This is a genomic window from Pseudochrobactrum saccharolyticum, assembly GCF_008801715.1.
Classification (GTDB): Bacteria; Pseudomonadota; Alphaproteobacteria; order Rhizobiales; family Rhizobiaceae; genus Pseudochrobactrum; species Pseudochrobactrum saccharolyticum.
This window is the reverse complement of the sequence record NZ_VZPG01000001.1, coordinates 1426004-1451025: the sequence shown is the minus strand read 5'-3', so window position 1 is coordinate 1451025 and position 25022 is coordinate 1426004. Positions and strand designations below refer to the sequence as shown.

27 protein-coding genes and 2 tRNA genes are annotated in these 25022 nt (G+C 50.9%); 11 read left to right on the top strand and 18 right to left on the bottom strand.

Going from position 1 to position 25022, the window contains the following annotated elements; genetic code table 11:
* Positions 1-11: 11 nt before the first annotated feature.
* The gene (locus F7P81_RS06525) at positions 12-461 is read right to left on the bottom strand and encodes a universal stress protein (protein WP_022709763.1); all 450 of its coding nucleotides are present in this window, start codon (positions 459-461) and stop codon (positions 12-14) included.
* Positions 462-853: 392 nt separating this feature from the next.
* Here F7P81_RS06525 and cysK point away from each other — a divergent pair, with 392 nt between their 5' ends.
* Both cysK and F7P81_RS06515 read left to right on the top strand, forming a co-directional pair.
* On the top strand, positions 854-1822 hold the full coding sequence (gene cysK / locus F7P81_RS06520; RefSeq protein ID WP_022709764.1) for a cysteine synthase A: 969 nt from the start codon (positions 854-856) through the stop codon (positions 1820-1822).
* A 348-nt stretch (positions 1823-2170) separates the two neighbouring features.
* A complete protein-coding gene (locus F7P81_RS06515) occupies positions 2171-2614 on the top strand; it encodes a DoxX family protein (RefSeq protein WP_151158906.1) in 444 nt (147 codons plus the stop codon).
* Between the two features lie 118 nt (positions 2615-2732).
* On the opposite strand, the gene F7P81_RS17215 is transcribed toward F7P81_RS06515, so the two are convergent.
* From F7P81_RS17215 to F7P81_RS06485, 7 genes are all read right to left on the bottom strand, one after another.
* Positions 2733-2861 (bottom strand): hypothetical protein, encoded by a 129-nt coding sequence (locus F7P81_RS17215; RefSeq protein WP_255618275.1) that lies wholly within the window; start codon positions 2859-2861, stop codon positions 2733-2735.
* A 216-nt stretch (positions 2862-3077) separates the two neighbouring features.
* Entirely contained in the window at positions 3078-3959 is an 882-nt protein-coding gene (locus tag F7P81_RS06510) for a 3-hydroxybutyryl-CoA dehydrogenase (protein WP_022709364.1), read from the bottom strand.
* Positions 3960-4138: 179 nt separating this feature from the next.
* Positions 4139-5068, bottom strand: a complete 930-nt coding sequence (locus F7P81_RS06505; protein WP_075653796.1) for an electron transfer flavoprotein subunit alpha/FixB family protein — start codon at positions 5066-5068, stop codon at positions 4139-4141.
* Between the two features lie 23 nt (positions 5069-5091).
* Positions 5092-5841: an electron transfer flavoprotein subunit beta/FixA family protein gene (locus F7P81_RS06500; RefSeq protein ID WP_022709362.1), complete on the bottom strand. Its 750-nt coding sequence runs from the start codon at positions 5839-5841 to the stop codon at positions 5092-5094.
* Between the two features lie 522 nt (positions 5842-6363).
* Positions 6364-6969: a cob(I)yrinic acid a,c-diamide adenosyltransferase gene (locus F7P81_RS06495; RefSeq protein ID WP_075653800.1), complete on the bottom strand. Its 606-nt coding sequence runs from the start codon at positions 6967-6969 to the stop codon at positions 6364-6366.
* 35 nt (positions 6970-7004) lie between these two features.
* Positions 7005-7196 (bottom strand): twin transmembrane helix small protein, encoded by a 192-nt coding sequence (locus tag F7P81_RS06490; protein WP_022709359.1) that lies wholly within the window; start codon positions 7194-7196, stop codon positions 7005-7007.
* A gap of 259 nt (positions 7197-7455) precedes the next feature.
* The gene (locus tag F7P81_RS06485) at positions 7456-8313 is read right to left on the bottom strand and encodes an SDR family oxidoreductase (protein WP_151159005.1); all 858 of its coding nucleotides are present in this window, start codon (positions 8311-8313) and stop codon (positions 7456-7458) included.
* Between the two features lie 169 nt (positions 8314-8482).
* Here F7P81_RS06485 and F7P81_RS06480 point away from each other — a divergent pair, with 169 nt between their 5' ends.
* Entirely contained in the window at positions 8483-9328 is an 846-nt protein-coding gene (locus tag F7P81_RS06480) for a YihY/virulence factor BrkB family protein (RefSeq protein WP_022709357.1), read from the top strand.
* A 53-nt stretch (positions 9329-9381) separates the two neighbouring features.
* Here F7P81_RS06480 and F7P81_RS06475 read toward each other — a convergent pair whose 3' ends face one another.
* Positions 9382-10413: an aspartate-semialdehyde dehydrogenase gene (locus F7P81_RS06475; protein ID WP_022709801.1), complete on the bottom strand. Its 1032-nt coding sequence runs from the start codon at positions 10411-10413 to the stop codon at positions 9382-9384.
* A 623-nt stretch (positions 10414-11036) separates the two neighbouring features.
* Between F7P81_RS06475 and F7P81_RS06470 the strand changes: the two genes are divergently transcribed.
* On the top strand, positions 11037-12914 hold the full coding sequence (locus F7P81_RS06470) for an MFS transporter (protein WP_151158905.1): 1878 nt from the start codon (positions 11037-11039) through the stop codon (positions 12912-12914).
* Between the two features lie 77 nt (positions 12915-12991).
* On the opposite strand, the gene leuB is transcribed toward F7P81_RS06470, so the two are convergent.
* From leuB to F7P81_RS06445, 5 genes are all read right to left on the bottom strand, one after another.
* Positions 12992-14104 (bottom strand): 3-isopropylmalate dehydrogenase, encoded by a 1113-nt coding sequence (gene leuB / locus F7P81_RS06465; RefSeq protein ID WP_151158904.1) that lies wholly within the window; start codon positions 14102-14104, stop codon positions 12992-12994.
* Positions 14105-14493: 389 nt separating this feature from the next.
* The gene (locus tag F7P81_RS06460; RefSeq protein WP_022709272.1) at positions 14494-14685 is read right to left on the bottom strand and encodes a Trm112 family protein; all 192 of its coding nucleotides are present in this window, start codon (positions 14683-14685) and stop codon (positions 14494-14496) included.
* 26 nt (positions 14686-14711) lie between these two features.
* On the bottom strand, positions 14712-15410 hold the full coding sequence (locus F7P81_RS06455; protein WP_151158903.1) for an LON peptidase substrate-binding domain-containing protein: 699 nt from the start codon (positions 15408-15410) through the stop codon (positions 14712-14714).
* Between the two features lie 73 nt (positions 15411-15483).
* Complete coding sequence (gene trxA, locus F7P81_RS06450; RefSeq protein ID WP_151158902.1) at positions 15484-16551, bottom strand: thioredoxin; 1068 nt, start codon at positions 16549-16551, stop codon at positions 15484-15486.
* A gap of 140 nt (positions 16552-16691) precedes the next feature.
* Complete coding sequence (locus F7P81_RS06445) at positions 16692-17207, bottom strand: prolyl-tRNA synthetase associated domain-containing protein (protein WP_151158901.1); 516 nt, start codon at positions 17205-17207, stop codon at positions 16692-16694.
* Here F7P81_RS06445 and F7P81_RS06440 point away from each other — a divergent pair.
* The 3 genes from F7P81_RS06440 (at position 17201) to F7P81_RS06430 (ending at position 17947) form a co-directional block, all read left to right on the top strand.
* Positions 17201-17518, top strand: a complete 318-nt coding sequence (locus F7P81_RS06440) for a hypothetical protein (RefSeq protein ID WP_151158900.1) — start codon at positions 17201-17203, stop codon at positions 17516-17518. The two genes, F7P81_RS06445 and F7P81_RS06440, sit on opposite strands and share 7 nt — an antisense overlap.
* Positions 17519-17595: 77 nt before the next feature.
* Positions 17596-17670, top strand: a tRNA-Gly gene (locus tag F7P81_RS06435).
* Between the two features lie 202 nt (positions 17671-17872).
* Positions 17873-17947, top strand: a tRNA-Gly gene (locus F7P81_RS06430).
* A 145-nt stretch (positions 17948-18092) separates the two neighbouring features.
* Here the strand turns inward: F7P81_RS06430 and F7P81_RS06425 are convergent.
* The 4 genes from F7P81_RS06425 to F7P81_RS06410 form a co-directional block, all read right to left on the bottom strand.
* On the bottom strand, positions 18093-18941 hold the full coding sequence (locus F7P81_RS06425; RefSeq protein WP_151158899.1) for a metal ABC transporter permease: 849 nt from the start codon (positions 18939-18941) through the stop codon (positions 18093-18095).
* The gene (locus tag F7P81_RS06420; RefSeq protein ID WP_113943884.1) at positions 18938-19801 is read right to left on the bottom strand and encodes a metal ABC transporter permease; all 864 of its coding nucleotides are present in this window, start codon (positions 19799-19801) and stop codon (positions 18938-18940) included. Before F7P81_RS06420 ends, F7P81_RS06425 begins: the two co-directional genes overlap by 4 nt.
* Positions 19801-20622 (bottom strand): manganese/iron ABC transporter ATP-binding protein, encoded by an 822-nt coding sequence (locus F7P81_RS06415; RefSeq protein WP_246176041.1) that lies wholly within the window; start codon positions 20620-20622, stop codon positions 19801-19803. Before F7P81_RS06415 ends, F7P81_RS06420 begins: the two co-directional genes overlap by 1 nt.
* Positions 20623-20693: 71 nt before the next feature.
* Positions 20694-21614, bottom strand: coding sequence for a metal ABC transporter substrate-binding protein (locus F7P81_RS06410; RefSeq protein WP_151158897.1), 921 nt, complete (start codon positions 21612-21614; stop codon positions 20694-20696).
* 143 nt (positions 21615-21757) lie between these two features.
* Here F7P81_RS06410 and F7P81_RS17025 point away from each other — a divergent pair, with 143 nt between their 5' ends.
* The 4 genes from F7P81_RS17025 to F7P81_RS06395 all read left to right on the top strand — a co-directional run bounded on the left by F7P81_RS17025 (position 21758) and on the right by F7P81_RS06395 (position 25021).
* On the top strand, positions 21758-21922 hold the full coding sequence (locus F7P81_RS17025) for a hypothetical protein (protein WP_170265211.1): 165 nt from the start codon (positions 21758-21760) through the stop codon (positions 21920-21922).
* A 144-nt stretch (positions 21923-22066) separates the two neighbouring features.
* Complete coding sequence (locus F7P81_RS06405) at positions 22067-22915, top strand: metallophosphoesterase family protein (RefSeq protein ID WP_151158896.1); 849 nt, start codon at positions 22067-22069, stop codon at positions 22913-22915.
* Positions 22915-24096, top strand: a complete 1182-nt coding sequence (locus F7P81_RS06400; RefSeq protein ID WP_151158895.1) for an ABC transporter ATP-binding protein — start codon at positions 22915-22917, stop codon at positions 24094-24096. Before F7P81_RS06405 ends, F7P81_RS06400 begins: the two co-directional genes overlap by 1 nt.
* The gene (locus F7P81_RS06395; protein ID WP_022709640.1) at positions 24089-25021 is read left to right on the top strand and encodes a carbohydrate ABC transporter permease; all 933 of its coding nucleotides are present in this window, start codon (positions 24089-24091) and stop codon (positions 25019-25021) included. The genes F7P81_RS06400 and F7P81_RS06395 overlap by 8 nt, the downstream gene beginning before the upstream one ends.
* The last annotated feature ends 1 nt before the right edge of the window (position 25022 follow it).

Below are 25022 nucleotides of genomic sequence, written 5' to 3'. Positions count from 1 at the left end.
CTCAAGGCCGGTTATTTAACAACCAGAACCGGTATTTTGCTCAGTGACAGAACTTCTGCTGCCTGACTACCCAGCAAAAGCTTGTTCATGCCACGGCGGCCATGCGATGCAACCACAATCAGTTCAGCCTGATGGGTTTCTGCAGCTTCAACAATACCCACAGCCGGTGACTGATTTTCAATATGCAGACCTTCAACAGTCACACCGGCATCGCGCGCTTTGGCGATCGCCTGCTGCACAATGGCTTTGGCCTGCTCTGCCATGGAGGTGCGGTATTCTTCAAAAATTTCAGGTGAAGTGCTTAAGCCCGGCGCCACAACAATGCCGTAGCTCGGAAACAGATCCGTTACAGTCAGCACTGTAATTTTAGCGGAAAGTTCTTTGGCCAGACCAATTGCCTGTTCCAGCCCTTTATTGGCAAGCTCCGAACCATCAGTCGCCACTAAAATATGTTTATACATGTTCTCGTCTTTCCCTTTTACAGCATCCGCCGGAATGCACCCTGTCTATTATATGTGTGTTTCTGTTCCGGTTTTTCAATCGGCATTGCCACAAACACGCAATATTCAGAATAGACTCCTGTGAGACACATCATAATATAAATCTAGGAATGAACAGGCCAAATTACATTGATCAGGATCAAAATGATTGTGATTTCCCGCATCGAGAACAGCCTGAAAACTATATGAATTTGCTGAACTGCGGCTCCCGCCCCGCCCTCATGCTATAAAATAATTCTAATATTTCACATTGATAGAATAATATTCTAAGTTACCCCTGCATTCTGGAAGCCTGCTTCTATAATCCTGAACGGTCAGGCTCTATGCTTTGCGAAAAGATCAGGAGATTTGGTATGAGCGATTCTAACAAACCAGGCCGCGGCCGTATTTATTCTTCTATTATTGATACAATCGGCAACACACCGCTTGTCCGTGCGGATAAATTTGCCCGCGAAAACGGCGTGGTCGCCAATCTTCTCGTTAAACTCGAATTCTTTAACCCGCTGGCCAGTGTCAAAGACCGTATTGGTCTGGCTATGATTGAAAGCCTTGAAGCCGAAGGCAAAGCTGTTCCGGGTAAAACCGTATTTATCGAGCCGACATCCGGTAATACCGGTATCGCACTGGCTTTTGCCGCCGCCGCCAAAGGCTACAGCCTGATTCTCACCATGCCTGAAACCATGTCGATTGAGCGCCGTAAATTGCTCAAATTGCTGGGTGCGGAACTGGTGCTGACCGAAGGCGCAAAAGGCATGAAAGGTGCGATTGCCAAAGCGGAAGAACTGGCTGCAGGCAATCCGAACGCAATTATTCCGCAGCAGTTTGAAAATGCCGCGAATCCGGAAATTCATCGCAAAACAACAGCGGAAGAAATCTGGAATGACACCAATGGTGAAGCGGATATTCTGGTTTCCGGTATCGGCACCGGCGGCACGATCACCGGTGTTGGTCAGGTGCTGAAAGCCCGCAAGCCGTCATTCAAGGTCGTCGCGGTTGAACCAAAGGATTCGCCTGTGCTTTCCGGTGGCAATCCGGGACCTCATAAAATTCAGGGCATCGGCGCAGGCTTTGCGCCAAAAACATTGGATACCGGCGTTTATGATGAGATCATTCAGGTCGCCAATGAAGATGCATTCGCGTTTGCACGCCAGATCGCCAAAGTTGAAGGTATTCCGGTCGGTATCTCTTCCGGTGCGGCACTGAAAGCTGCTGTGGAAGTCGGCAAACGTCCGGAAAATAAAGGCAAAAACATTGTCGTGATTATTCCGTCCTTTGCCGAGCGCTATCTCTCAACCGCTCTGTTCGACGGGCTTGATGCCTGATCTGCCTGCTTAACACCATCAGCTATAAAACCGGCGCAATCGTGCCGGTTTTTTTATGCCTTTCTTTGGTTTCCAGTGCAGAAGCGCTTCCGTAAATATAAAGCGAATATAAACGAATGCTTTGTCACTCATGCCCGACACAGCAGATCAGGTACTGATCTCTCAGGTGCAGTCTCTTTCATCACGCAAAATTCATATCAGAAAAATATCCGGTTCTGTTAAATGGATACAAGAATCGAACCGTACGGTTTAATACACTTAACCTATGTTTCAGTTCGTTTACTTCAGGAAAATACAAAAAAGATTTCACGTGAAACGCAAACAATCCAAGCGCAGAGCAACTGATCTATGACAGACAAACTTTCTGAACCATCTTTAATGCTGCCATTTCTGGCGCCTGTTTATGCCCGTTTTCATGATATTGCCTATGCAGTGATGCGTGCGGCCAGCGGCGGTATCATGGCTTTCTTCGGTTGGGAGAAGCTGTTCAACGGCGACATGCCACGCGATATCGAATTGTTTCAGCAACTGGGGCTGGAACCGGCAATCCCTTTGGCCTATTTCACCAGTATTCTTGAATTTATAGGGGGCATAGCCATAGCAATCGGCCTGTTCACCCGCCCCCTCGCTTTCATGCTCTTCATACAGATGATTGTTATTCTGGTGATGGTGATGATCCCGCGCGGCAGCGGTTTCCAGCTTTCTACCGTCTGGTTTGGTGTCTTCATGTATCTGAGCGTAGCCGGCAGCGGACGCCTGTCGCTGGATCGCCTGATTGGCAAACAGTTCTGAAATACAAAAGCCGGCTCATGAGCCGGCTTTATTCATTTTCAGTTGACCGGATCTGGGAGCTATCCGGAAAACAGTAAAGTCAATGCGCTATGCGCCCAACCGGCGCACAGAGATCGCTTTAGTGCGAATGACGGGCAGCACAGGCCGGACCCGGGCCACGCATATAATGGCGCTCCGGACGATAGCTTGGTGCCAGAAACTCGCGAATAATTTTAAAAACTTGACGAAACTGAACGATCAGACCCATCACACTACACCCTGATTAATTTAACATTATTATTTTTGCTGAAGCACAAATCACAACAGTGAATTTAAGGTAAATATTAGCGAAGAAAGGTGAACACGAAGTGAATTCACATACTTAATGAGCGATTAAAAATAACCTTTTATTTATTAACCCGACAAAAAACCCTGCATTTCTTGACCAAATGCAGGGTTTTCAGCAATTTATGCACTCAAAATATTAACGGGTCGGTACCGGTTCGTCACCACGATAGTCATAGAAACCGCGACCGGTTTTACGTCCGAGCCAACCGGCTTCAACATATTTCACCAGCAGCGGACACGGACGATATTTCGAATCCGACAGTCCTTCATAAAGTACCTGCATAATCGACAGACAAGTATCCAGCCCGATGAAATCGGCCAGCTGCAACGGCCCCATCGGATGATTGGCACCAAGCTTCATGGCTGTATCAATGGCGTCCACAGTGCCAACGCCTTCATAAAGCGTATAAATCGCTTCATTAATCATCGGCAGCAAAATACGATTGACGATAAAAGCAGGGAAGTCAGCGGAAACCGTAATGGTCTTGCCCAGCTTCTGCACGAAATCCTGTGCAACGGCGAAAGTCGGTTCTTCTGTGGCGATACCGCGGATCAGTTCAACCAGTTTCATCACCGGCACCGGATTCATAAAATGAATACCGATAAAACGCTCCGGACGATCAGTGGTAGCAGCCAGACGGGTAATTGAAATCGAAGATGTGTTGGTTGCCAGAATAGCATTGCTGTGCAGATGCGGGCAGACCTGCGCAAAAATCTGCTTCTTAATGGCTTCATTTTCTGTTGCGGCTTCGATCACCAAATCGCAAGGTGCCAGATCAGCCATGGTTTTGGCCGGCTTAATCAGCGCAAGACTGGCAATACGTGCTTCCTCAGCCAGCTTGCCCGAAGCAACCTGACGCGCCATGTTACCGCTGATAGTGGCAATACCGTTTTCCAGTCGCTCAAGCGAAGCATCATGCAGGAGCACATCGTAACCTGCCAGCGCGCAAACATGAGCAATACCATTACCCATCTGCCCTGCACCGATGATACCCACTGTTTTGATTGTAAAACTCATGATCCGCTCCGATCCCTTCGTATCAATAAATTTACAGCAATAACGCCAATTTTTCTCCGCCTACATGAGCAGTCTCATGCAGATAAGTCTATCCCTGATTAAAGCAAAACGCGCCCGGATTAAATATCCGGACGCGTTATAATATCAGAGACAATCATGCCTGATTGTCATGATCCTGATTAAAGTGCTTTTTCAAGCTCCGGCAAAATAGTGAACAAGTCACCAACCAGACCGTAATCAGCAACCTGGAAAATCGGTGCTTCTTCATCCTTGTTGATCGCAACGATCACTTTGGAATCCTTCATACCGGCCAGATGCTGGATCGCACCGGAGATACCGCAAGCGATATACAGTTGTGGCGCAACCACTTTACCGGTCTGACCAACCTGCCAATCATTTGGTGCATAACCGGCATCAACCGCTGCACGGCTCGCGCCGATAGCAGCACCGAGCTTGTCTGCAACCGGTGTGATCACTTCGTTGAATTTCTCAGCAGAACCAAGTGCACGGCCACCGGAGATGATGATTTTCGCTGAAGTCAGCTCAGGGCGGTCACCGCCGGAGATTTTTGCCTCAACAAATTTCGACACAGCCGGATCATTGCCTGCATCCACACTCTCAACCGCAGCTGAACCGCCCTCACCGGCAGCCGCAAAAGAAGCGGTACGCACAGTGATAACCTTCTTGGCATCTGTGGTTTCAACAGTCTGAATCGCATTACCCGCATAGATCGGGCGCTTGAAGACTGTCGGAGACACAACTTCGGTAATTTCCGAAACCTGTGCCACATCGAGAAGTGCTGCAACGCGTGGCAGTACGTTTTTACCCGAAGTGGTCGCCGGAGCAATTACAGTGTCATAGGAACCGGCAAGAGCAACCAGCAATGCTGCGGTTGGTTCTGCCAGACGGTTTTCCAGTGCATCGCTTTCAGCGAGCAGGACTTTGCGTACGCCTTTCAGCTTGGCCGCAGCATCAGCAGCAGCTTTGGCGCCTTTACCCGCAACCAGAACATCCACATCACCGCCGATAGCGAGCGCAGCAGTCAGAGCCTTTGCAGTCTGGTCAGAGAGGCTTGCATTATCGTGTTCTGCAAAAAGAAGAATAGCCATAATCGTTTTCCTGTCCTGACCGCTTACAATACGCCTGCTTCGTTTTTGAGCTTGTCAACAAGCTCAGCAACGGAAGCCACTTTCACACCGGCTTTACGGCCGGAAGGCTCTTCGGTTTTGAGGATTTTCAGACGCGGCGCAGTATCAACACCGTAATCAGCCGGTGCCTTCTCATCCAGCGGCTTCTTCTTCGCCTTCATAATATTCGGCAGAGAAGCATAGCGCGGCTGGTTCAGACGCAGGTCGGTCGTGACGATCGCAGGCAACTTGACTTCAATCGTCTGCAAACCACCGTCAACTTCGCGGGTCACATTGGCAGAAGCGTCTGAGAGCTGGACTTCCGAAGCAAAAGTTGCCTGTGCCCAGCCAAGCAATGCAGAAAGCATCTGACCGGTCTGGTTCGCATCATCATCAATCGCCTGTTTGCCGAGAATAACCAGCTTCGGCTCTTCTGCGGCAACAACGCCTTTCAGAATCTTTGCAACGGCAAGCGGCTCGACAGCATCATCGGTTTTCACGAGGATAGCGCGGTCTGCGCCCATCGCCAGAGCGGTACGCAAGGTTTCCTGCGCCTGTGCAGGTCCGATAGACACAACCACAACTTCAGAAACTTTACCGGCTTCTTTAAGTTTCAGCGCTTCTTCAACCGCGATTTCATCAAACGGGTTCATCGACATTTTGACATTGGTCAGCTCAACGCCTGAACCGTCACTTTTCACCCGGATTTTGACGTTGTAATCAACAACCCGCTTAACTGCGACCAGAACTTTCATTCGGTTAAGATCCTCTCCACTTGAGCAGCATTTGCTGCTCTCTTCGACCGGACATAAGCCCTTTTCTTGCCTGTGTCCGCCTGCCTCTCAGTCAGATACAGTTTTAAAGCATGGCCTCATAAACAACTTGCCTGAAGCCGACATACCAAAACTCTATCGTAAACACGCCTGATGCACCGTCAATTTTTGACGGAGATTTCAGAAATTTCATAAGACCGTAATTCTGAACCATAGAGAGGTCAATCATAACCGGCAGAAGGGCTATGAAATATCATCATAACTATCTTCGAAACATGACGGATGATGTCGCAAATATACAAAGATTAACGCGCATTTTGATCTGATCGTAGCGGGATAAGAAATCAATCCGGTGGACTGATTTCCCCGCGAAGGTACATTCACTTTCCAGAATGCGCTCTTAGAGCATGTCGCATTTAATTCCACCCACTGCGCTCGCTCTATCCTTTGTTTTTACGCATGTCGTTATCGGAAAACCGGTGCCCACTTTTCCGCGACATGCTCTTAGCGTGTCAGCGCCGGTATCCATAAAATATCATCCCGCCCCTGATTATTCGCAATACGGGCAGCCACAAAAAGCAGATCAGACAAACGATTGATATAACGCAGGGCAGCGCCTGAAACCTGCTCATCAGTCTGCGCCGCCAGTGCTACCATGGCACGCTCTGCACGTCGTGCAATCGTTCTGGCCATGTGCAGATGTGCGGCGGCCGGTGAGCCGCCGGGCAAAATAAAGGAGCGGAGCGGTTCCAGCTGTGCATTCAGCACATCAATTTCCTGTTCCAGCCGGTCAACCTGCTTGTCCACAATCCTCAAAGGCTCATAGCCGAGATCTGCAGCAGTGCCGGAGGCAGGATCTGAAACAGCAGCGGGGGTGGCAATGTCAGCACCGAGGTCAAAAAGATCATTTTGCGCCCTTGTCAGCATAGCATCAACATCCGGCAGGATCAGCGCGGTATAAAGCCGTGCCATACCGATCGATGCATTCAGCTCATCAATATCACCACAGGTCACGATGCGCAGATCATCTTTTCTGCGTCTCGGGCCGCAGGCCAGACCTGTTGTACCGTCATCACCGGTACGCGTGTAAATTTTATTCAGCTTAACCAAAAATGCCTCACCGGTTACTGCTCATACAAGTGCAATTAGCGGCGGGCAAAATATAATGCACCAACCATCAGCACCACGGCAATGAACTGAAACATAATACGCAGACGCATCAGCTTGTTGGATGTATTACCATCGCCGTTACGCATCATATTGCGCAAACCCAGCAACAGAACAATCGCCACGGCAATCATGGCAATGATCGCTGCAAATTTAAAACCGCTGTCCATTCTTTCCTCCCGATTGCTTTTCAGCAATCCTCCGTCTTTCCCGCTCAATGTGTAACAGAAGCTTTTTGCGGCAGATAGAGCATTTCCCGCAAAAGTGCGCAGCGGTTTTGCGTATGGACAATGCGGCTAAACAAACCAGCATTTCCCGCAAAAGTGTGCAGCGGTTTTGCGTTAGGATAATGCGACTAAACAAACCAGCATTTCCCGCAAAAGTGCGAAGCGGTTTTGCATAAGGATAATGCAGTGTACTTGCGTTCTTTTACGACTGATCGGCCAGCATTTTATAAAGCCAGCGTGCAGGCAGCAGACGTTTGGCAAGTATGCCGAGCTTTGCCGGACGGGTAACCGGATAATGCGGGCGCGGACGATCACTTTCCAGCGCATGCAAAAGAACCTCATAAACAGCATCCGGCCCCAGTTTCACCGAGGATTTCGTACCGCCACTTTGTAACTTGGCGAATTGCCGCCGGTAATCTTCTGCATGAACGGAGTTGTCCATGTCGATATATCTTTGCGCATAGGCCGCGGCATTGGCTGCAAATTTACTGGTAATCGGCCCCGGCTCGATCATGGAAACAGAGATGCCTGAACCTTCGAGTTCCATACGCTGCACCAGCATCAGCCCTTCCAATGCAAATTTGGAGGAGACATAAGCTCCGCGCCATTTCATCGGCACCAGACCGAGAATAGACGAACAATGTACCAGACGCCCCTGTTTACGCGCCCGCATTGCAGGGATCAGCCGCTGGGTCAGATCCTGCCAACCAAAGAAATTGGCCTCGAACTGCAAACGCAGTGCCTCCATCGGTAAGTCTTCCACCGCACCCGGCTGTGCATAAGCACCATTGTTAAACAGCGCATCAAGCTGATGATTGCACAGATTCAGCACGCTCTCAGCCACAGCGGCAATCGACTCCGGCTCGCAATAATCCAGATAAAAAGCTTCAAAACCCTGTTCCCGCAAATAGGCCAGATCCTGGTCTTTACGGGCAGTGGCAAAAACCCGCCAGCCGCGCTCTTTGAGAGCCTGCGCACAATAGGCACCAATACCGCTGGAACAACCGGTGATTAAAATGGTTCTTTGCTGCGCAGATGGAATTTGCACATTTTTGGCCATATGCTGATCTTTATCCGTTGGTTTGCGGGCTGATATCATTGCAATTCCTGTCCGCAGAGTTTTTATACACGTTGAATTTTTGACTTGTGGTCGGTTATACCACACAAACTTGTAATCAGCTCTGCCACAGACGAAAACGAATGAGCCGAAATAAAGGAATTTTCTGTCTATGCGAAAAATAATCCGTTTCCTCAGACAGACCCTTACCGATGCAATCGGCCATTTTATATCCGATGATGGCTGGGCATTTGCATCTCATATCGCCCTCTCCGGCCTGATGGCGCTGTTTCCGTTTCTGATTTTTGCAACAGCGCTTGCCAGTTTTCTTGGCGCAGATGCTTTTGCCGAGACAGCGGTGCATGTGATTTTTGATACCTGGCCACCTGCAATTGCCGCACCGATTGCCCGTGAAGTGCAAAATGTTCTGACGATTCCGCGCGGCGACCTCCTGACTCTCAGTGTGATTGCCGCAGCCTATTTTGCCTCCAACGGCGTGGAAGCTTTACGTGTGGCGCTCAACCGCGCCTATCGCGTGACAGATACCCGTTCTATTCTGTTTTGCCGTGCGCAAAGCCTTGGCTTTGTGATTATTGCCACGCTCAGCATCATGGCCATCAGCTTCCTGCTGGTGCTTGCGCCGCTGGCCATCCGCCTTGCAGAACAATGGGTTCCCGCACTGGAAACCATGTCCATTTCATTCGGTTTCTGGCGCTATGCGATTGCGCTTTCAGTGTTAGTTTTCGGACTATTTGTCGTGCATATCTGGCTACCGGCCGGACAAAGATCATTGCTGGATATTCTGCCCGGTATTGCGCTGACACTGATTGCATGGCTGGCCGGAGCAACCGCTTTTGCCCGTTATCTTGAAAGCTTTGCCAGCTATGTCACCACCTATGCCGGTCTGGCATCGATCATGGTGGCGATTGTCTTTCTCTATATTATTGCCGCGATTTTCATCATTGGCGCGGAAATCAATGCCGCTATCATGCAGTACCGCAATCGCGAGCAACAGTAGGATAATAAAAAGGCGCGGAAACCGCGCCTTTTTCTTTATTATTTTCTCAAAAATCAGGCAGCTGATTTCGGCTTGATCAGATTACGTTCCAGCAACAATTCAGCGATCTGGATCGTGTTCAGTGCTGCACCTTTGCGCAGATTGTCCGCAACGATCCACATGGAAAGACCGTTTTCCAGTGTGATGTCTTCGCGGATGCGCGAAATGAATGTCGCGTCTTCGCCGGCACTTTCATAAGGGGTGATGTAACCACCGTCTTCATGCTTATCAACAACCTGACAACCCGGTGCATCGCGCAGGATATCACGGGCTTCATCAGCGCTGATCGGCTTGTCGAATTCAATATTCACAGCTTCAGAGTGACCGATAAAGACCGGTACACGCACGGCAGTGCAGGAAACTTTGATCTTCGGATCCAGCATTTTCTTGGTTTCCGCCATGACTTTCCACTCTTCTTTGGTGGAGCCGTCTTCCATGAAGGAATCAATATGCGGGATAACGTTGAAAGCAATGCGCTTGGTGAATTTCTGTGCTGTGACAGGATCAGCAACAAAAACCGCGCGGGACTGCTGGAACAGCTCGTCCATACCTTCTTTACCGGCACCGGAAACCGACTGATAGGTTGCAACAACAATACGCTTGATGGTGGCCGCATCATGCAAAGGCTTGAGTGCAACAACAAGCTGGGCAGTCGAGCAATTCGGATTGGCAATAATATTACGCTTGCGGAAACCGTCAATCGCATCCGGATTGACTTCCGGCACGATCAGCGGCACATCGGCATCATAGCGCCATGCGGAAGAATTATCGATAACCACGCAACCCTGCGCGCCGATTTTTGGTGACCATTCCTTGGAAATATTACCACCGGCCGACATCAGACAAATGTCAGTATCGGAAAAATCATAGGTGTCGAGCGCTTTAACTTTCAGTGTCTTATCACCATAAGACACTTCCGAACCCTGACTGCGGCGGGAAGCAAGAGCCACCACCTCAGAAGCCGGAAAACCACGCTCTTCGAGAATATTGAGCATTTCGCGACCCACATTACCTGTGGCGCCGACAACAGCAACTTTGAAACCCATGTGAAAAATCTCCTGTCCCTCTCCGCTTTCACACCAGAAAACCCGTGGCCACGCAGGTTCTCCGCCCCGGGCCTAACCCGGGAGAGGGTGAGCAGGCCAAGGGATCAGACCGTTTTGGTGGTCGTTTTCGAGGTGATTGTCTTCAGGGCAATCATGGCCGTTTTGGTAATACCGAATGCAGGAGAAGCTACACCCATAGCTCCGCCGCCGGAGAAATCTCCGGAAAATGCTGGCAAAACTGATGGCAAAGCGAGGGATTCCACGCGGTGTCTCCTAATTCACTGCTGCTTTTAACGCGATTTTGCCAAGAGTCAATTGCCGTTTATGTCGTCAAAGCCGCCAAATGTTTAAGAAAATACCAAATTCCCAATAAGCTGCGTTTGCATCCGCGCCGTAAAGAAAAATATTTCACCATTATTATACTAAAGAATACTGACGCAAATCCCGTTTTCAGTTCATTCTATCTGCGACTGCTTTGCCAGGCGGCAATAGAAACCGCGCGACTGCAGGCACCTCCGGCCACACCGGCCACGAGACGAATTCCGCATATTGAAAGGCTGAGAATAATCAACACCCGGTGGCAATAAGGGAACTGCCGCAGGGTTTATCCGGGAGGACAAATTATGGCAGCAATTGATGGTGCGCGTGAACGCGCCCCTAAAATGACCAAGGAGGAGCGCAAAGTTATTTTTGCCTCATCGCTTGGTACAGTATTTGAATGGTATGATTTCTATCTCTACGGCTCACTGGCAATTTATATCGGTGCTGCCTTCTTCAGTGAATATCCTGAAACAACCCGTAATATTTTCGCGCTGCTGGCTTTTGCGGCGGGCTTTCTTGTACGCCCGTTCGGCGCGTTGTTCTTTGGCCGTATCGGCGATCTGGTAGGCCGTAAATATACGTTCCTAGTCACCATTGTGGTGATGGGACTTTCCACCTTCCTCGTCGGTCTGTTGCCGGGCTCGGCATCTATCGGCATTATCGCACCGATCATTCTGATTGGTCTGCGTATGCTGCAGGGTCTCGCACTTGGCGGTGAATATGGTGGTGCGGCCACTTACGTGGCTGAACATGCACCAAACGGACGCCGCGGTTTCTATACTTCATGGATTCAAACTACCGCGACTTTCGGTCTCTTCCTGTCTCTGGTGGTCATTCTGCTGATCCAGAATTCCATGACAGCTGAAGAATTTGCAGCATGGGGCTGGCGTATTCCGTTCCTGATTTCCGTCGTTCTGCTCGGTATTTCCGTCTGGATCCGTATGCAGATGAGTGAATCCCCTGCTTTCAAGAAAATGAAAGAAGAAGGCAAGCAGTCCAAGGCTCCGCTGAAAGAAGCTTTTGGTCACTGGAAAAACGCCAAGATTGCTCTGATTGCCCTGTTCGGCCTCACCGCCGGTCAGGCTGTGGTCTGGTATTCCGGTCAGTTCTATACGCTGTTCTTCCTGCAAAACGTGCTGAAGGTTGAAAGCATCTCGGCCAATATCATGATTGCTATTGCCCTTCTGATCGCAACCCCGTTCTTCCTGTTCTGGGGCTGGCTGTCGGATAAAGTCGGCCGCAAGCCGATCATCATGGCAGGTCTGGCACTGGCAATCTTCACCTATTTCCCGCTGTTTAAAGCCCTCACAGCAGCCGCCAATCCGGCGCTTGCCCGTGCAGAAGCAACCATCAGCGCAACCATCACCGCAGCACCGGGCGATTGTACTTTCCAGTTCAATCCGGTCGGTACAGCCAAATTCACCACATCCTGTGACGTGGCAACCGCCTTCCTGTCCCGCTCTTCCGTTCCTTATACGGTTGAAACCGGCGCCGCAGGTACACCAGCAAGTGTGAAAATCGGTGAAAGCACCATCACATCCTATGATGCGACCGGTGCCGATGCCGCAACACGTGCACCGGCTTTTGTTCACGATGTGAATCTGGCTCTGCAAAAAGCAGGCTTCCCTCTGGTGCGTAATGCTGCCAAAGTACCGGATGCCAAGCTGGATGCATTTGTTGCCGCCAATCCGGAACTGTCGCTGAATGCAGATACGATCCGCGCCGGTGAATCCGTCAGCATGACAGCCGATCAGATGGTTGCTGCCAAACTGGTTCCGGCAGCTGATGCCGCAACAATCGGCGAACAGAAAGTTTATACCATTCCTGATGCAGGCACCTTCAAAATGGTTGCCGATCCGGATGAAGTAAACTGGCCGCTGACCATTCTGATCCTCACCATTCTGGTGATCTATGTGACGATGGTTTATGGTCCGATTGCCGCTATTCTGGTGGAAATGTTCCCGACCCGCATCCGTTATACCGGTATGTCACTGCCTTACCACATTGGTAACGGCTGGTTCGGTGGTCTGCTTCCGGCAACCGTGTTTGCGATGAGCGCTGCCAAAGGTGATATTTATTACGGCCTCTGGTATCCGATCATTATCGCTCTGATGACTTTGATTATCGGTCTGATCTTTGTACGTGAAACCAAAGACCGTGACCTCAATCACGTAGAGTAAAAACTCTGCTGCAAAATAAAACCGCCGGAGCAGCAATGCTCCGGCGGTTTTTTATGATCAATTGGCTATTATAGATGTTAAGCAGACAATGCTTTGAACTTGGCGAGAATTGCGTCGCCCATTTCAACAGTGCCGACTTTCTTCGAGCCTTCCGACCAGATATCACCGGTACGGATACCATCATCAAGAACCGCAGCAATGGCAGCTTCCAGACGATCTGCTTCTTCAATCAGGTTGAAGGAGTAGCGCAGGCACATTGCGAAAGAAGCAATCATTGCAATCGGATTGGCAATGCCTTTGCCAGCAATATCCGGTGCCGAACCATGTACCGGCTCATACAGTGCTTTGCGTTTGCCTGTTGTTGCATCCGGTGCACCGAGCGAAGCGGATGGCAACATGCCGAGCGAACCGGTCAGCATGGCTGCAACATCAGACAGCATATCACCGAACAGGTTATCGGTTACGATCACGTCGAACTGTTTCGGCCAGCGTACCAGCTGCATACCACCGGCATCCGCCAGCATATGCTCAAGCTGCACATCAGCATATTTCGCTTTATGGGTTGCGGTGACAACTTCGTTCCACAACACGCCGGATTTCATCACATTGCGCTTTTCCATCGAGGTGACTTTGTTGCCGCGTGTCCGCGCCAGTTCAAAAGCCACACCGGCAATGCGCTCGATTTCATAGGTTTCATAAACCTGTGTATCGATACCGCGCTTCTGACCATTGCCCAGATCAATGATTTCTTTCGGCTCACCGAAATACACACCGCCGGTCAGTTCGCGAACGATCAGAATGTCCAGACCTTCAACGACTTCCGGACGCAGCGACGAGGCATCAGCCAAAGCCGGATAGCAGATTGCAGGGCGCAGATTGGCAAACAGCGCCAGATCTTTACGCAAACGCAGCAGACCAGCTTCCGGACGCACTTCATAAGGCACGCTGTCCCATTTCGGGCCACCAACAGCACCAAACAACACGGCATCAGCGGCGAGCGCCTTTTCCATATCGCCTTCTGAAATCGCCTGACCATGGGCATCATAGGCGGAACCGCCCACGAGGCCTTCGTCTGTCTCGAAGCCGAGGCCTTTTTCTTCATTCAGATAAGTGATGATTTTGCGGACTTCCGCCATTGACTCAGGGCCGATGCCGTCGCCGGGCAGAAGAAACAGTTTTCTGGTCGCCATAATGCCATGCCTTTTTTCAGATCGCCGGACGGTCTGTTCCCGCCAGCGATCTTCTTTAAATTCAGAGCACCCTCCCCCCGCAATTAATCTCAAAGGCAAAGCGCTCACGCGAAAAATTCGCGTTATTCATAGCCCAGAATCTCAGAGAGGGGGAAGTGTCAAACGCAAGATTTGACTCATATTTTTGCGATTCTCGCAATAATCCTAAACGGCATGCATTCGGAGCTGACAATGCTACGGACTGCTATGCGACTTAGACGCTTGCCGCTTTTGGCAGGCGCACTCTAGAGCGGATTACTTCCAGATTGGATCATAGCGCTCGCTCTAGATTCTTTATTTGGTCGCATTATCACGGACGTCAAGTTGGTCCAACTTGACTGTGAAATGCTCTAATCTAAAGAACGGGCTTCCGATGCCAGCAGAATCGGTATGCCTTCCCGCACCGGATAGGCCAGTTTTGCCTTTTTAGAAATCAGCTCGCTGTGCTCGCGGTCATAATCCAGCACACCCTTGGTCAGAGGGCAAACCAGCAATTCAAGCATTTTCGGATCGATCTGCTTTATACTATCCTGATCGTGCATACTTGTCAGACCTACATATTCTCAGGCTATTGCAAGCCTGAACCATAATCATCGCCGTTGCGCACCAGAGCAATTTCAGTAATCGCAACCAAAGTTTCCGCACGGGTTTTCAGATCAGGCGCTTCCAGCAAAGCCTGTTTTTCCGCCTCACCAAACGGCGACATCATTGACAGCGCATTGACCAGCGTTTCATTGCCTGCCTTGGCAATGCTTTCCCAATCCGCCTCAAGACCATTGGCTTCGAGATAATCACGGAAAGCCTGCAACAGCGCTTCACGATCAACCTCTTTTTCGCCCTGCTCTTCATCGAGATCCTGCAGATAAGGTGTGATCCGCGCCATACGGAACGGATGCGGCACCGGCAGTTCTTCCTCCAGCCGGAAACGGCAAATGCCCTGCAATGTAATCAGCACACGGCCATCACCGGTTTCAGTATAGGAGGTGATCCGTCCGAGACAGCCGACCGCACTCAGTTCCGGCCTGTCCGTACCTTTGGCAGCGCCTTCTTTATCTTGCACCGCAACACCATTGACGATTTGTGGCTGGATAATCCCGATCACACGGTCACCGGCCAAAGCCTCATCAACCATCACCAGATAGCGCGGTTCAAAAATATTCAGAGGCATTTGCCCGCGGGGTAAAAGCAGACCGGCTACCAGCGGAAATACCGGAATCACTTCCGGTAAGTCTGACGCTTTTCGGTAATGGACATTGCCCGCCTGCATAAATTCACCTCACATCTCAATACCGGATTACTGTTCCGGTATTGTATCATAATTTAACGACTGTGCCCGCTGCTCAGGAGAATAGCAGCGACGACAATTTACGGCGACCGTTCAAAGTTGCCGGATCTTTAAAGCCCCATGCTTCAAAGAATTGCAGCAATTGCTTGCGCGCACCATCATCATTCCATGTACGATCCGCTTTCATAATCGCCAGAAGACCGTCAGCGGCTTCCTCACGCTTATCCAGCGCATTGGCAATCATCGCCAGATCAAAACGTGCCTGATGGTCGTCCGGATTGGCAGCCAGTCGTGCCTGCAACTCAGCAGGATTGCCAAGATGCGCAACCTGATCTGCCAAAGCGAGACGCGCCTCAACGGCGCGGATTTTCGCATCGTCTTTCTGTTTATCCGGCACCTGAGCAAGCACTTCCCGCGCTTTTTCAAGTTCGCCCAGATCAAACAGGCATTCGGCCAGACCCGCAAGAGCGGTCACATTATCCGGCACATTCTGCAAAACCGCCGCATAAATCTGTGCGGCCTGATCCGGTTCGCCATGCTCCTGCATTTCCTGTGCAGCAGCCAGTGCCTCTTCAATCGCAGCCTGAGGGCCGCTTTTTGCACCGGCGCTTTTGGCAACCTTATCAATAAATTCTTTGATTTTGCTTTCCGGCAAAGCACCCATGAAACCGTCAACCGGCTGACCATTGACAAAAGCAATCACGGCTGGAATCGACTGAATACCCAATTGTCCGGCAATGACCGGATGGTCATCAATATTCATTTTCACCAGCTTGACCGTGCCCTGCGCAGCATTGACAGCGCTCTCAATCAGCGGTGTCAACTGACGGCACGGGCCGCACCACGGCGCCCAGAAATCCACCAGCACCGGCTGATTGCGGGACTCACTGATAACATCCGCTGCAAAGCCCGCAGTCGTTGTATCTTTAATCAAACCGGCAGCGGAATCAGAACTGCCAAAACCCGCCAGCGATGACAGCGCACCGGCACTGTCTTCAGCCTCTGCGGGGGCTGCAGTTTCAGCGGACGTATTATAGGTCACGCTGGTATTACCCTGACCGGAGGCTTGGCCATAAGTTGCCCCGTAAGGATTACCACCATAAGGATTATTAGCGCTGTTCATTGTCGTCCCTTAATCCGTTCTTCCCGTAGCCATATTACATCATAAATTCAGCTGACTGCGAGCCATGCTGTAATTATGGCAGAATATAATATCTCTGCCATGTTAATTCGGCATTTTCAGCGGCGCTTTCAAGCCCCGCTTTAAGCCGGAGCTGTTTCTGCAGTGCTGACAGACACTATACGCGCTTCATGTCCGGTGGCTTCCAGAAACTTCAGCAAATCATCACGGTGAATCGAGGTCGTCGCCTCATTGGTCAACGGATGCGCATTGATAATTTCATGACGCATCAAGGCTTCGTCCAGAATGATGCTGACCTGATGGTGCGTATCATTAATCGCACCGAATGCAGATACGGCACCCGGTATAAGCCCCAGATATTCCATCAGCTTTTCCGGTTTGCCGAAAGAGACCTTACTGGCAGCACCGATCAGCGTGTGAATGGTCTTGAGATCAACAACCGCATCTTCTTCAACAGTCACAAGGAAGAAATTATCTTTCTTGTCTTTCAGAAAAAGATTTTTAGTATGGCCACCGGCAATTTCCCCGCGCAAATTCTGAGAATCGGCAACTGTAAACAGAGGCGGATGCGTAACGGTTTGCACCTTGATCCCGAGCACATCGAGATAATCATGCAAATCAGCAGTGGTTTTTGGCATTTTTGTCTTCTCCTCCAAAGCAGGCTGCATATCTCTTACAAGACAAGCATAAAAAGCTGCAAGAAAACGACAAAGATATGCGTTTGAAACAAAAATGCCGCCGCTTTCGCGACAACAGCCTCAAATTAATGACTGCACCATGCTTCGACTCATTTATTTGTGCTCAAAATATCCTGCTCGCAGGGCTCAAGATCGAATCATTACAAGGATTTATGCACCTTAAAACGGTGCTTCCCGATATATCAGGCCATCCAGCCGTGCGAAAAATGCCTGTATTCAGGGCTTATGGAATTATACACAAAACTGTTTGAAGTTTTTGCAGATTTCCTGTTGCAAATCACTCAGGCTTTTGCCATATAGCGCAGGACTAACCAACAAACTGGCGCGAGCGGGTGTAGCTCAGGGGTAGAGCACAACCTTGCCAAGGTTGGGGTCGAGGGTTCGAATCCCTTCGCCCGCTCCAGTTTGGTTAGACTTCAAAAGCCGCGCAACAGCGCGGCTTTTTGCTTTTCTGGTTCAATTTCCCCGCATTATTGCCAAGACAAAGCCACCTCTCCGTTTCGTCTTAAATCCTTTAAAAAAATTACAGATTTATGCATTTTTCCTGTTGCAAATCACTCAGGCTTTTGCCATATAGCGCAGGCCTAACCAACAAACTGGCGCGAGCGGGTGTAGCTCAGGGGTAGAGCACAACCTTGCCAAGGTTGGGGTCGAGGGTTCGAATCCCTTCGCCCGCTCCAGTTTGGTTAAGCCTTCAAAAGCCGCGCAACAGCGCGGCTTTTTGCTTTTCAGATTTCCGCTGCAATATAATTTTCAGCTCAAAAAATATGGCGCCGCACTCACATGCGACGCCTTGCCTGCAGAGAATCGTTTTCTTGCATGAAGTTAAGAGGAGAAAACCTGTCTCTCCGCACGGGCAACACGGCGACGCGCAATAATAAACGCCGCAATGAACATCAATGTCATCAGCAGAACGATTGTCGGTGCCGGTGCGCTGTCGATAAAGAAGCTGGCATAAACACCAAGTCCTGACGCAGCGACTGCCACAACAACCGCAACAACCAGCATGGAACTGAAATTACGTGTCAGCAGGAAGGCAATTGCCCCCGGTGCAATCAAAATCGCAATGGCCAGAATGATACCGACCGCTTTCAAAGCACCGACAATAGTCAGCGAGAGAATAGCCAGCAAGCCATAATGCAGTAGCCTGACCGGCAGCCCCACAGCCTGCGCCTGCGCCGGATCAAAAGCATGCAGCAACAGATCCCGCCATTTCAGCACCAGCAATGCAGTTACAATCACAGCAATGATTGCTGTTTCAATCATATCCTGCTTGCCGATACCAAGAATGTCACCAAACAGAATATGATCCAGATGCACATCAGACTGCACCTTCACATACATCACCAGTCCGAGACCAAACATACCGGAGAAGACAACGCCCATAATGGTATCTTGTTTGATCCGGCTGTTTTCTTTCAGAAAACCGGTTGCCAGCGCACAGAACATCCCTGCAACGAAAGCGCCGATCGCCAGCGGAATATTGATGATATAGGCCAGCACCACACCCGGCAGCACCGCATGGGAAACCGCATCCCCCATCAGCGACCAGCCTTTAAGCACCAGAAAACACGACAATAATGCAGCCGGTATCGCGATCAGCATGGCAATGACCATAGCATTGACCATGAATTCAAAGCGAAACGGCATCATTAGAGTTTCAATCAGGCTCATGACTGCACCTCTGCTTTGAGAGTTTCAGCTGCCCGACGTCTTGCCGCCAGCATGCCGTGCTTCGGCGCGAAGAAAAACGCTGCCAGAAAGATCAGCGTCTGCATCACAACAATAATCCCGCCGGTCGCGCCATCGAGAAAATAGCTGATATAAGCGCCGGTAAAACTGGTGAGCGTTCCGATGATCACAGCGATCGTCAGCAAACGCGGAAAGCGATCCGTCAAAAGATAGGCTGTAGCCCCCGGTGTCACCACCATAGAGATCACCAGAAATGCACCGACCGTCTGCATTGCCGCAACGGTACAGGCCGACAACAGCGTGAAGAAAATCACTTTCAGCACGGTCGGGTTCAAACCGATAGAACGGGCATGACTTTCATCAAAGAAAGTCACCATCAGGTCTTTCCAGATGAACAGCAGCACGACCAGCGATACAAAACCGATAATCGCCAGTTGCAGCGTATCCGCCGGTGTAATCGCCAGAATATTGCCCAGTACAATGGTCTGAATGCTGACTGCCGTTGGCTTCAGCGATACCATAAACAGGCCGAGACCAAAGAAAGACGTGAAAATCAGACCGATAATCGCATCTTCTTTCAGCTTGGTACGCTCATTGAGAAACAGCATCGCTGCCGCAGCCAAGCCACCGGAGAAGAAAGCACCGATCGCAAAAGGCAGTCCGAGCATATAAGCGCCCGCCACACCCGGCACGATGGAGTGAGACAGAGCATCACCGATCAGCGACCAGCCTTTGAGCATCAGATAGCCGGACAGGAATGCGCACACACCGCCGACCAGCGCCGAAACCCACATGGCATTGATCATATATTGATAGGAGAACGGCTCAAGCAGCAGTTCCATTACTCTGCTCCCTTACCGTGGTTATCCTGATAGAGCACCAGCGGCCGCTCATCATCGGTCAGAATATTCACCGGATGCGCTTTACCTTTATCGGTATCATTGAGCACGAAATGGCGCAGAACACCGCCGAAAGTTTTCTCAAGATTGGCCTGTGTAAAGATGGTTTCCGTAGCGCCATAGGCCAGAACCGTGCGGTTCAACAGCACTGTACGATCACAGAATTCCGGAACACTGCCGAGATTATGGGTCGAGACAAACATCACCCGCCCCTCATCGCGCAGATCACGCAGGAGTTTGATAATCGCTTCTTCGGTTTTGACATCCACACCGGTAAACGGTTCATCCAGCAGAATGACTTTGCCATCCTGTGCCAACGCACGCGCCAGAAAGACACGTTTTTTCTGACCGCCGGATAATTCACCAATCTGACGCTTGCGGAAGTCACTCATGCCGACCCGTGCCAGCGCATCCGTCACGGCCTGATAATCGGCAGGTTTCGCACAGCGCATCATACCCATATGACCGTAGCGCCCCATCATCACAACATCTTCAACGAGAACCGGAAAATTCCAGTCCACATCTTCCGACTGCGGAACATAGGCAACGAGATTGCTCTTGAGTGCCTGCTTCACCGGCAGGCCGAGAATGCGGATATCGCCTTTCGCCAGCCGTACAAAGCCCATCAGTGCTTTGAACAAGGTCGATTTACCGGAACCATTCACGCCCACCAGAGCAGTGATTGTACCGGTCGGAATTTCAAAACTCGCATCACGCAGAGCCGTATGGCCATTGCGATAGGTTACTGTCGCGCCTCTCACCATAAGACCTGCTCCCGCATCGGATGATGCGGGAGACAGAGATGCCTTTGGGAGGACATTAAGCGGGGCATTCATTATTTTGCATCTCCGGATTTAAGACCCTTCGCAATCGTGTCAGTTGTCACACGAAGCAGGTCGAGATAGGTCGGCACGGCACCGTCCGGCTCTGAAAGCGAGTCCACATACAGAACACCCCCGTAATTCGCACCGGTTTCAGAAGCCACCTGCTGGGCAGGTGCCGGAGAGATCGTGCTTTCAGAGAAAACCACATTGATATTGTTCTTGCGAACGGCATCAATCACTTTGCGAACCTGCTGTGGTGTGCCTTGCTGATCGGCATTGATCGGCCAAAGATAAAGCTCTTTCAGGTTGAGGTCGCGTGCCAGATAGCTGAAAGCACCTTCGCTGGTCACCAGCCAGCGCTTGTCTTCCGGAATATCTTTCAGCTCATCCTTGATCGGATCAATCAGCGCCTTGAGTTTGGCCTTATAGGCTTCAGCATTGGCCTTATAGATTTCGGCGTTTTTCGGATCATACTTCACGAAAGCATCGCGAATATTATCGACATAAATCATACCTGCAGACGGAGACATCCAGGCATGCGGGTTGGGCTTGCCGCTATACGGACCTTCGGTAATGCCCATCGGCTCAACACCATCCGAGACAACAACGCTTGGCACATCTTTCAGATGCTGGAAGAATTTTTCAAACCAGCGCTCAAGATTAAGACCGTTCCAGAAAATCAGCTGTGCGCCTTGCGCCTTCATAATATCACCCGGCGTCGGCTGATAATCATGAATCTCGGCATTCGGCTTGGTAATGGATTCAACAATCGCGGCATCACCGGCCACATTACGGGCAATATCCGCAATCACAGTAAAGGTTGTCACTGCCTTGAATTTTTCTTGTGCCGTAGCGGGCACCACCACAAGCGCGGCAGAAAAAGCCGTACCAATAATACCGGCCAGCAGCACGCGCCTCATTTTGCTGAACATCCTCAACTCCTCGATCCATGCCAATTGTGTTTATTGCAAATAGAAAATCCTACTTGCAAATGATTGTCAATTGCACTCTTCGTAATGAGTCTGCAATAATTTTGCAAGTGAAAATCATTCGCAACTGAAGAATGGGTCATGTCATGCTGGAAGCACCTGAAAAATTACGTGCGCAAGTGCGTATGCAACGCCTGATGCAAATGCAGGATATGTCTCTTATCCGGCCAATTCTGCAAAAGGCTGGTCTGCGCCCTACCCGTCAGCGCCTGATACTCGGGCAATTCCAGCTGAGCCTTAAGAAAATATAGGCAGCGACCGATGTTACAATTTTGTCATTGCTCTGAGGTCTGTCTGTCACCAACACAGTGTATGAAACGCGCATTAGCGGCCTGTGTCCCCCGTTAGAAATACACATCCGCATCTTCTCTTCAACACAGTGAAGGAGCAGATCCATGCGGATTGTTCAGATTACCGACACCCATTTCAGCCCGTCCAAAACACATTTTACTAAAAACTGGCAGCCTCTCGCCGAATGGCTGGAAGAAGTTAAGCCGGATCTCGTGATCCATACCGGCGATCTGGCCGTGGATGGTGCGGATTTTGACGACGACCTGACTTTCTGCGCTGATCTTCTGGGCGAATTGAACATGCCGGTACTCTGCGTTCCGGGTAATCACGATATCGGCCATCTGCCTTCCTCGCTGCAACCGGTCAATGATGAGCGTCTTGCACGCTGGCGTGATCTGGTTGGCCCTGACCGCTGGGTGCATGACCAGTCCGGCTGGCGGCTGATCGGCCTCAACAGTCTGCTGATCGGCAGCGGCCATATGGAGGAAGAAGAACAATTCCAATGGCTGGAAGATGTTCTGAACGGTGCCGGTGGCAAACCTGTTGCGATTTTTGCCCATAAACCGCTTTTCGTCGATAGTCCCGATGAAGGCGACAGCGGCTATTGGGGCGCTTCGCCCAAAGACCGTAAACGCCTGATGGATTTGTTCAGCGCACATAATGTCCGCCTTTATGCCAGTGGTCATCTGCACCGCGCATGGGCTGGCCATCATCACGGCATTTCCCTGATCTGGGGACCTTCATCCGGCTTTATCGTCGGCCCTATGGAGCGCGACCTGCCGGGCGAGCGTATTGTCGGTGCTGTCATTCACACTCTGACCGATAATGTACATAGCGAGATCACCGAACTGACGCAGTTGCGTCCTTATTTACTCGATGATGTGGTGCACGAAGTTTACCCGTCGAGCCACACTGCCGCCATTACCAGCGCCGATGCAACGGAGCAGGCATAATGGCGCATTTCGCACTGAAAAATATCTCCAAATCTTTCGGCGATCAGCACATTCTCAAAGATGTAACGATTGAAGCCGAAGACGGTGAATTCATTGCACTGGTCGGGCCTTCCGGTTGCGGAAAAAGCACAATTCTGCGCATTGCCGCCGGTTTGGAACATGCCGATGACGGCAATATCTGGCTGGGCGGGCGCAATATCACTGCCGCTCATCCTTCTGACCGCAATATCGCAATGGTGTTCCAGTCCTATGCGCTCTATCCGCATCTGACCACGCGGGAGAATATCGCCGTACCGCTGGCCATGCGTGATCTGACCATGACAGAACGTCTGCCGCTGATCGGCAACTGGATGCCGGGTCAGGCGGCAAAACGTGCCGCCATTCAGCAACAGGTGCAGGCAACTGCGCAGAACCTGAAAATCGACCATTTATTGGATCGAAAACCTGCGCAAATGTCCGGCGGTCAGCGCCAGCGTGTCGCGCTTGCCCGTGCCATGGTGCGCCAGCCGCAAGTCTTCCTGATGGATGAGCCGCTCTCCAATCTCGATGCCAATTTGCGTGTACATACCCGTGCTGAAATTGTCGATCTGCATCGCCGTGCCGGTGTGCCAAGCCTCTATGTAACCCATGATCAGTCGGAAGCACTGAGCATGGCCGACCGTGTTGCTGTGATGATCGGTGGCAACCTGCTGCAAATCGATACACCGTCCGAGATTTACAATAATCCGCGTCATATCGAAGTTGCCCGCTTCATCGGCAGCCCGAAAATCAATGTGCTGAGCGCTCGCGCCAGCGATCAGGGCATTATTCATTTTGCCGGCAAAGCAATTTTAAGCGAAATTGACATTCATGCCGGCTCTGCACTCAGTGTAGCTATCCGGCCCGAAGACCTGCAAATCCGCCGTGCCCATGAAAAACCTGCGGACAGGGCGATCTCAGCCACAGTAGCGCGTATTGAATTTCTTGGCTCTGAAGCTCTGGTCTATCTCAATGCTCCGGGTGCTCAGGAATTACTGACTGCACGATGCAGTCCGGCCATGGCAGCAGATCTGCAACCGGATATGCCGGTTTTTCTGACTTTTGAGCCGAATAAAGCACTGCTGTTTGATACCGAAGGTCAGCGCCTGCGCAAACTTTCCCATACAGTTTCAAGCCGCATCAAGGCAGACAGCCATGTCTGATATTGCGCAAACCTTCTCCCCTGTGATGACGGCGCGTGAGGCTGCCAATGCCGCACGCAAACGTGAAGAGCGTCTGGCATGGAAGCTGATGGCACCGGCTGTGTCGCTGGTACTTCTGTTCATTTTACTGCCGACCTTGGCGGTATTTTATCTCAGTTTCACCAATTTTGAACTGGGATATACGGATTATCAGTTCGTCGGCTTAGAAAACTATATTGAACTTTTCAAAGACCGCACCTTCCGCATTTCCTTGCAAAATACCGCACTCTATACGCTGATCGTCACCCCGCTTTCCGTTTTTCTCGGATTAGGTGCAGCTCTGCTGATTGAAAGTGAAGCACGCGGCAAAGCCTTTTTCCGCACCGTCTATTTCCTGCCTGTTGCCTCGCTGCTCGTGGCCATGGCCACTGTCTGGCAATATCTGCTGCATCCGACAATGGGGCCGGTCAACGCGATGCTCGGCCTGTTAGGCATCGACGGCCCCAACTGGCTCGGCAGTTCTTCAACCGTGCTGCCAAGTCTTGCTATGATCGGCATCTGGCAATCGGTCGGCTTCAATATGGTGCTGTTTCTGGCTGGTCTTACCGCCATTCCGCGCGAACTATATGCTGCTGCCGAAATGGACGGCGCTAAAAGCGCATGGGAGCGTTTCCGGCTGGTGACATGGCCACTGCTCGGCCCCACCACACTTTTTGTTCTCACTATCAGCGTCATCAATTCCGTCAAAGTCTTTGAATCGGTCAAAACCCTCACACAGGGCGGGCCGAACAAAGCCTCGGAAGTGCTGCTGCATACGATCTATCAGGAAGGTTTCGTGTTCCTGCGCGTCGGCTACGCCTCCGCCATGACCGTGATTTTCCTCATGGTGCTGATCGTAATGATGTTGTTGCAATATCGCGTGCTTGACCGCCGCGTGCATTATTAAG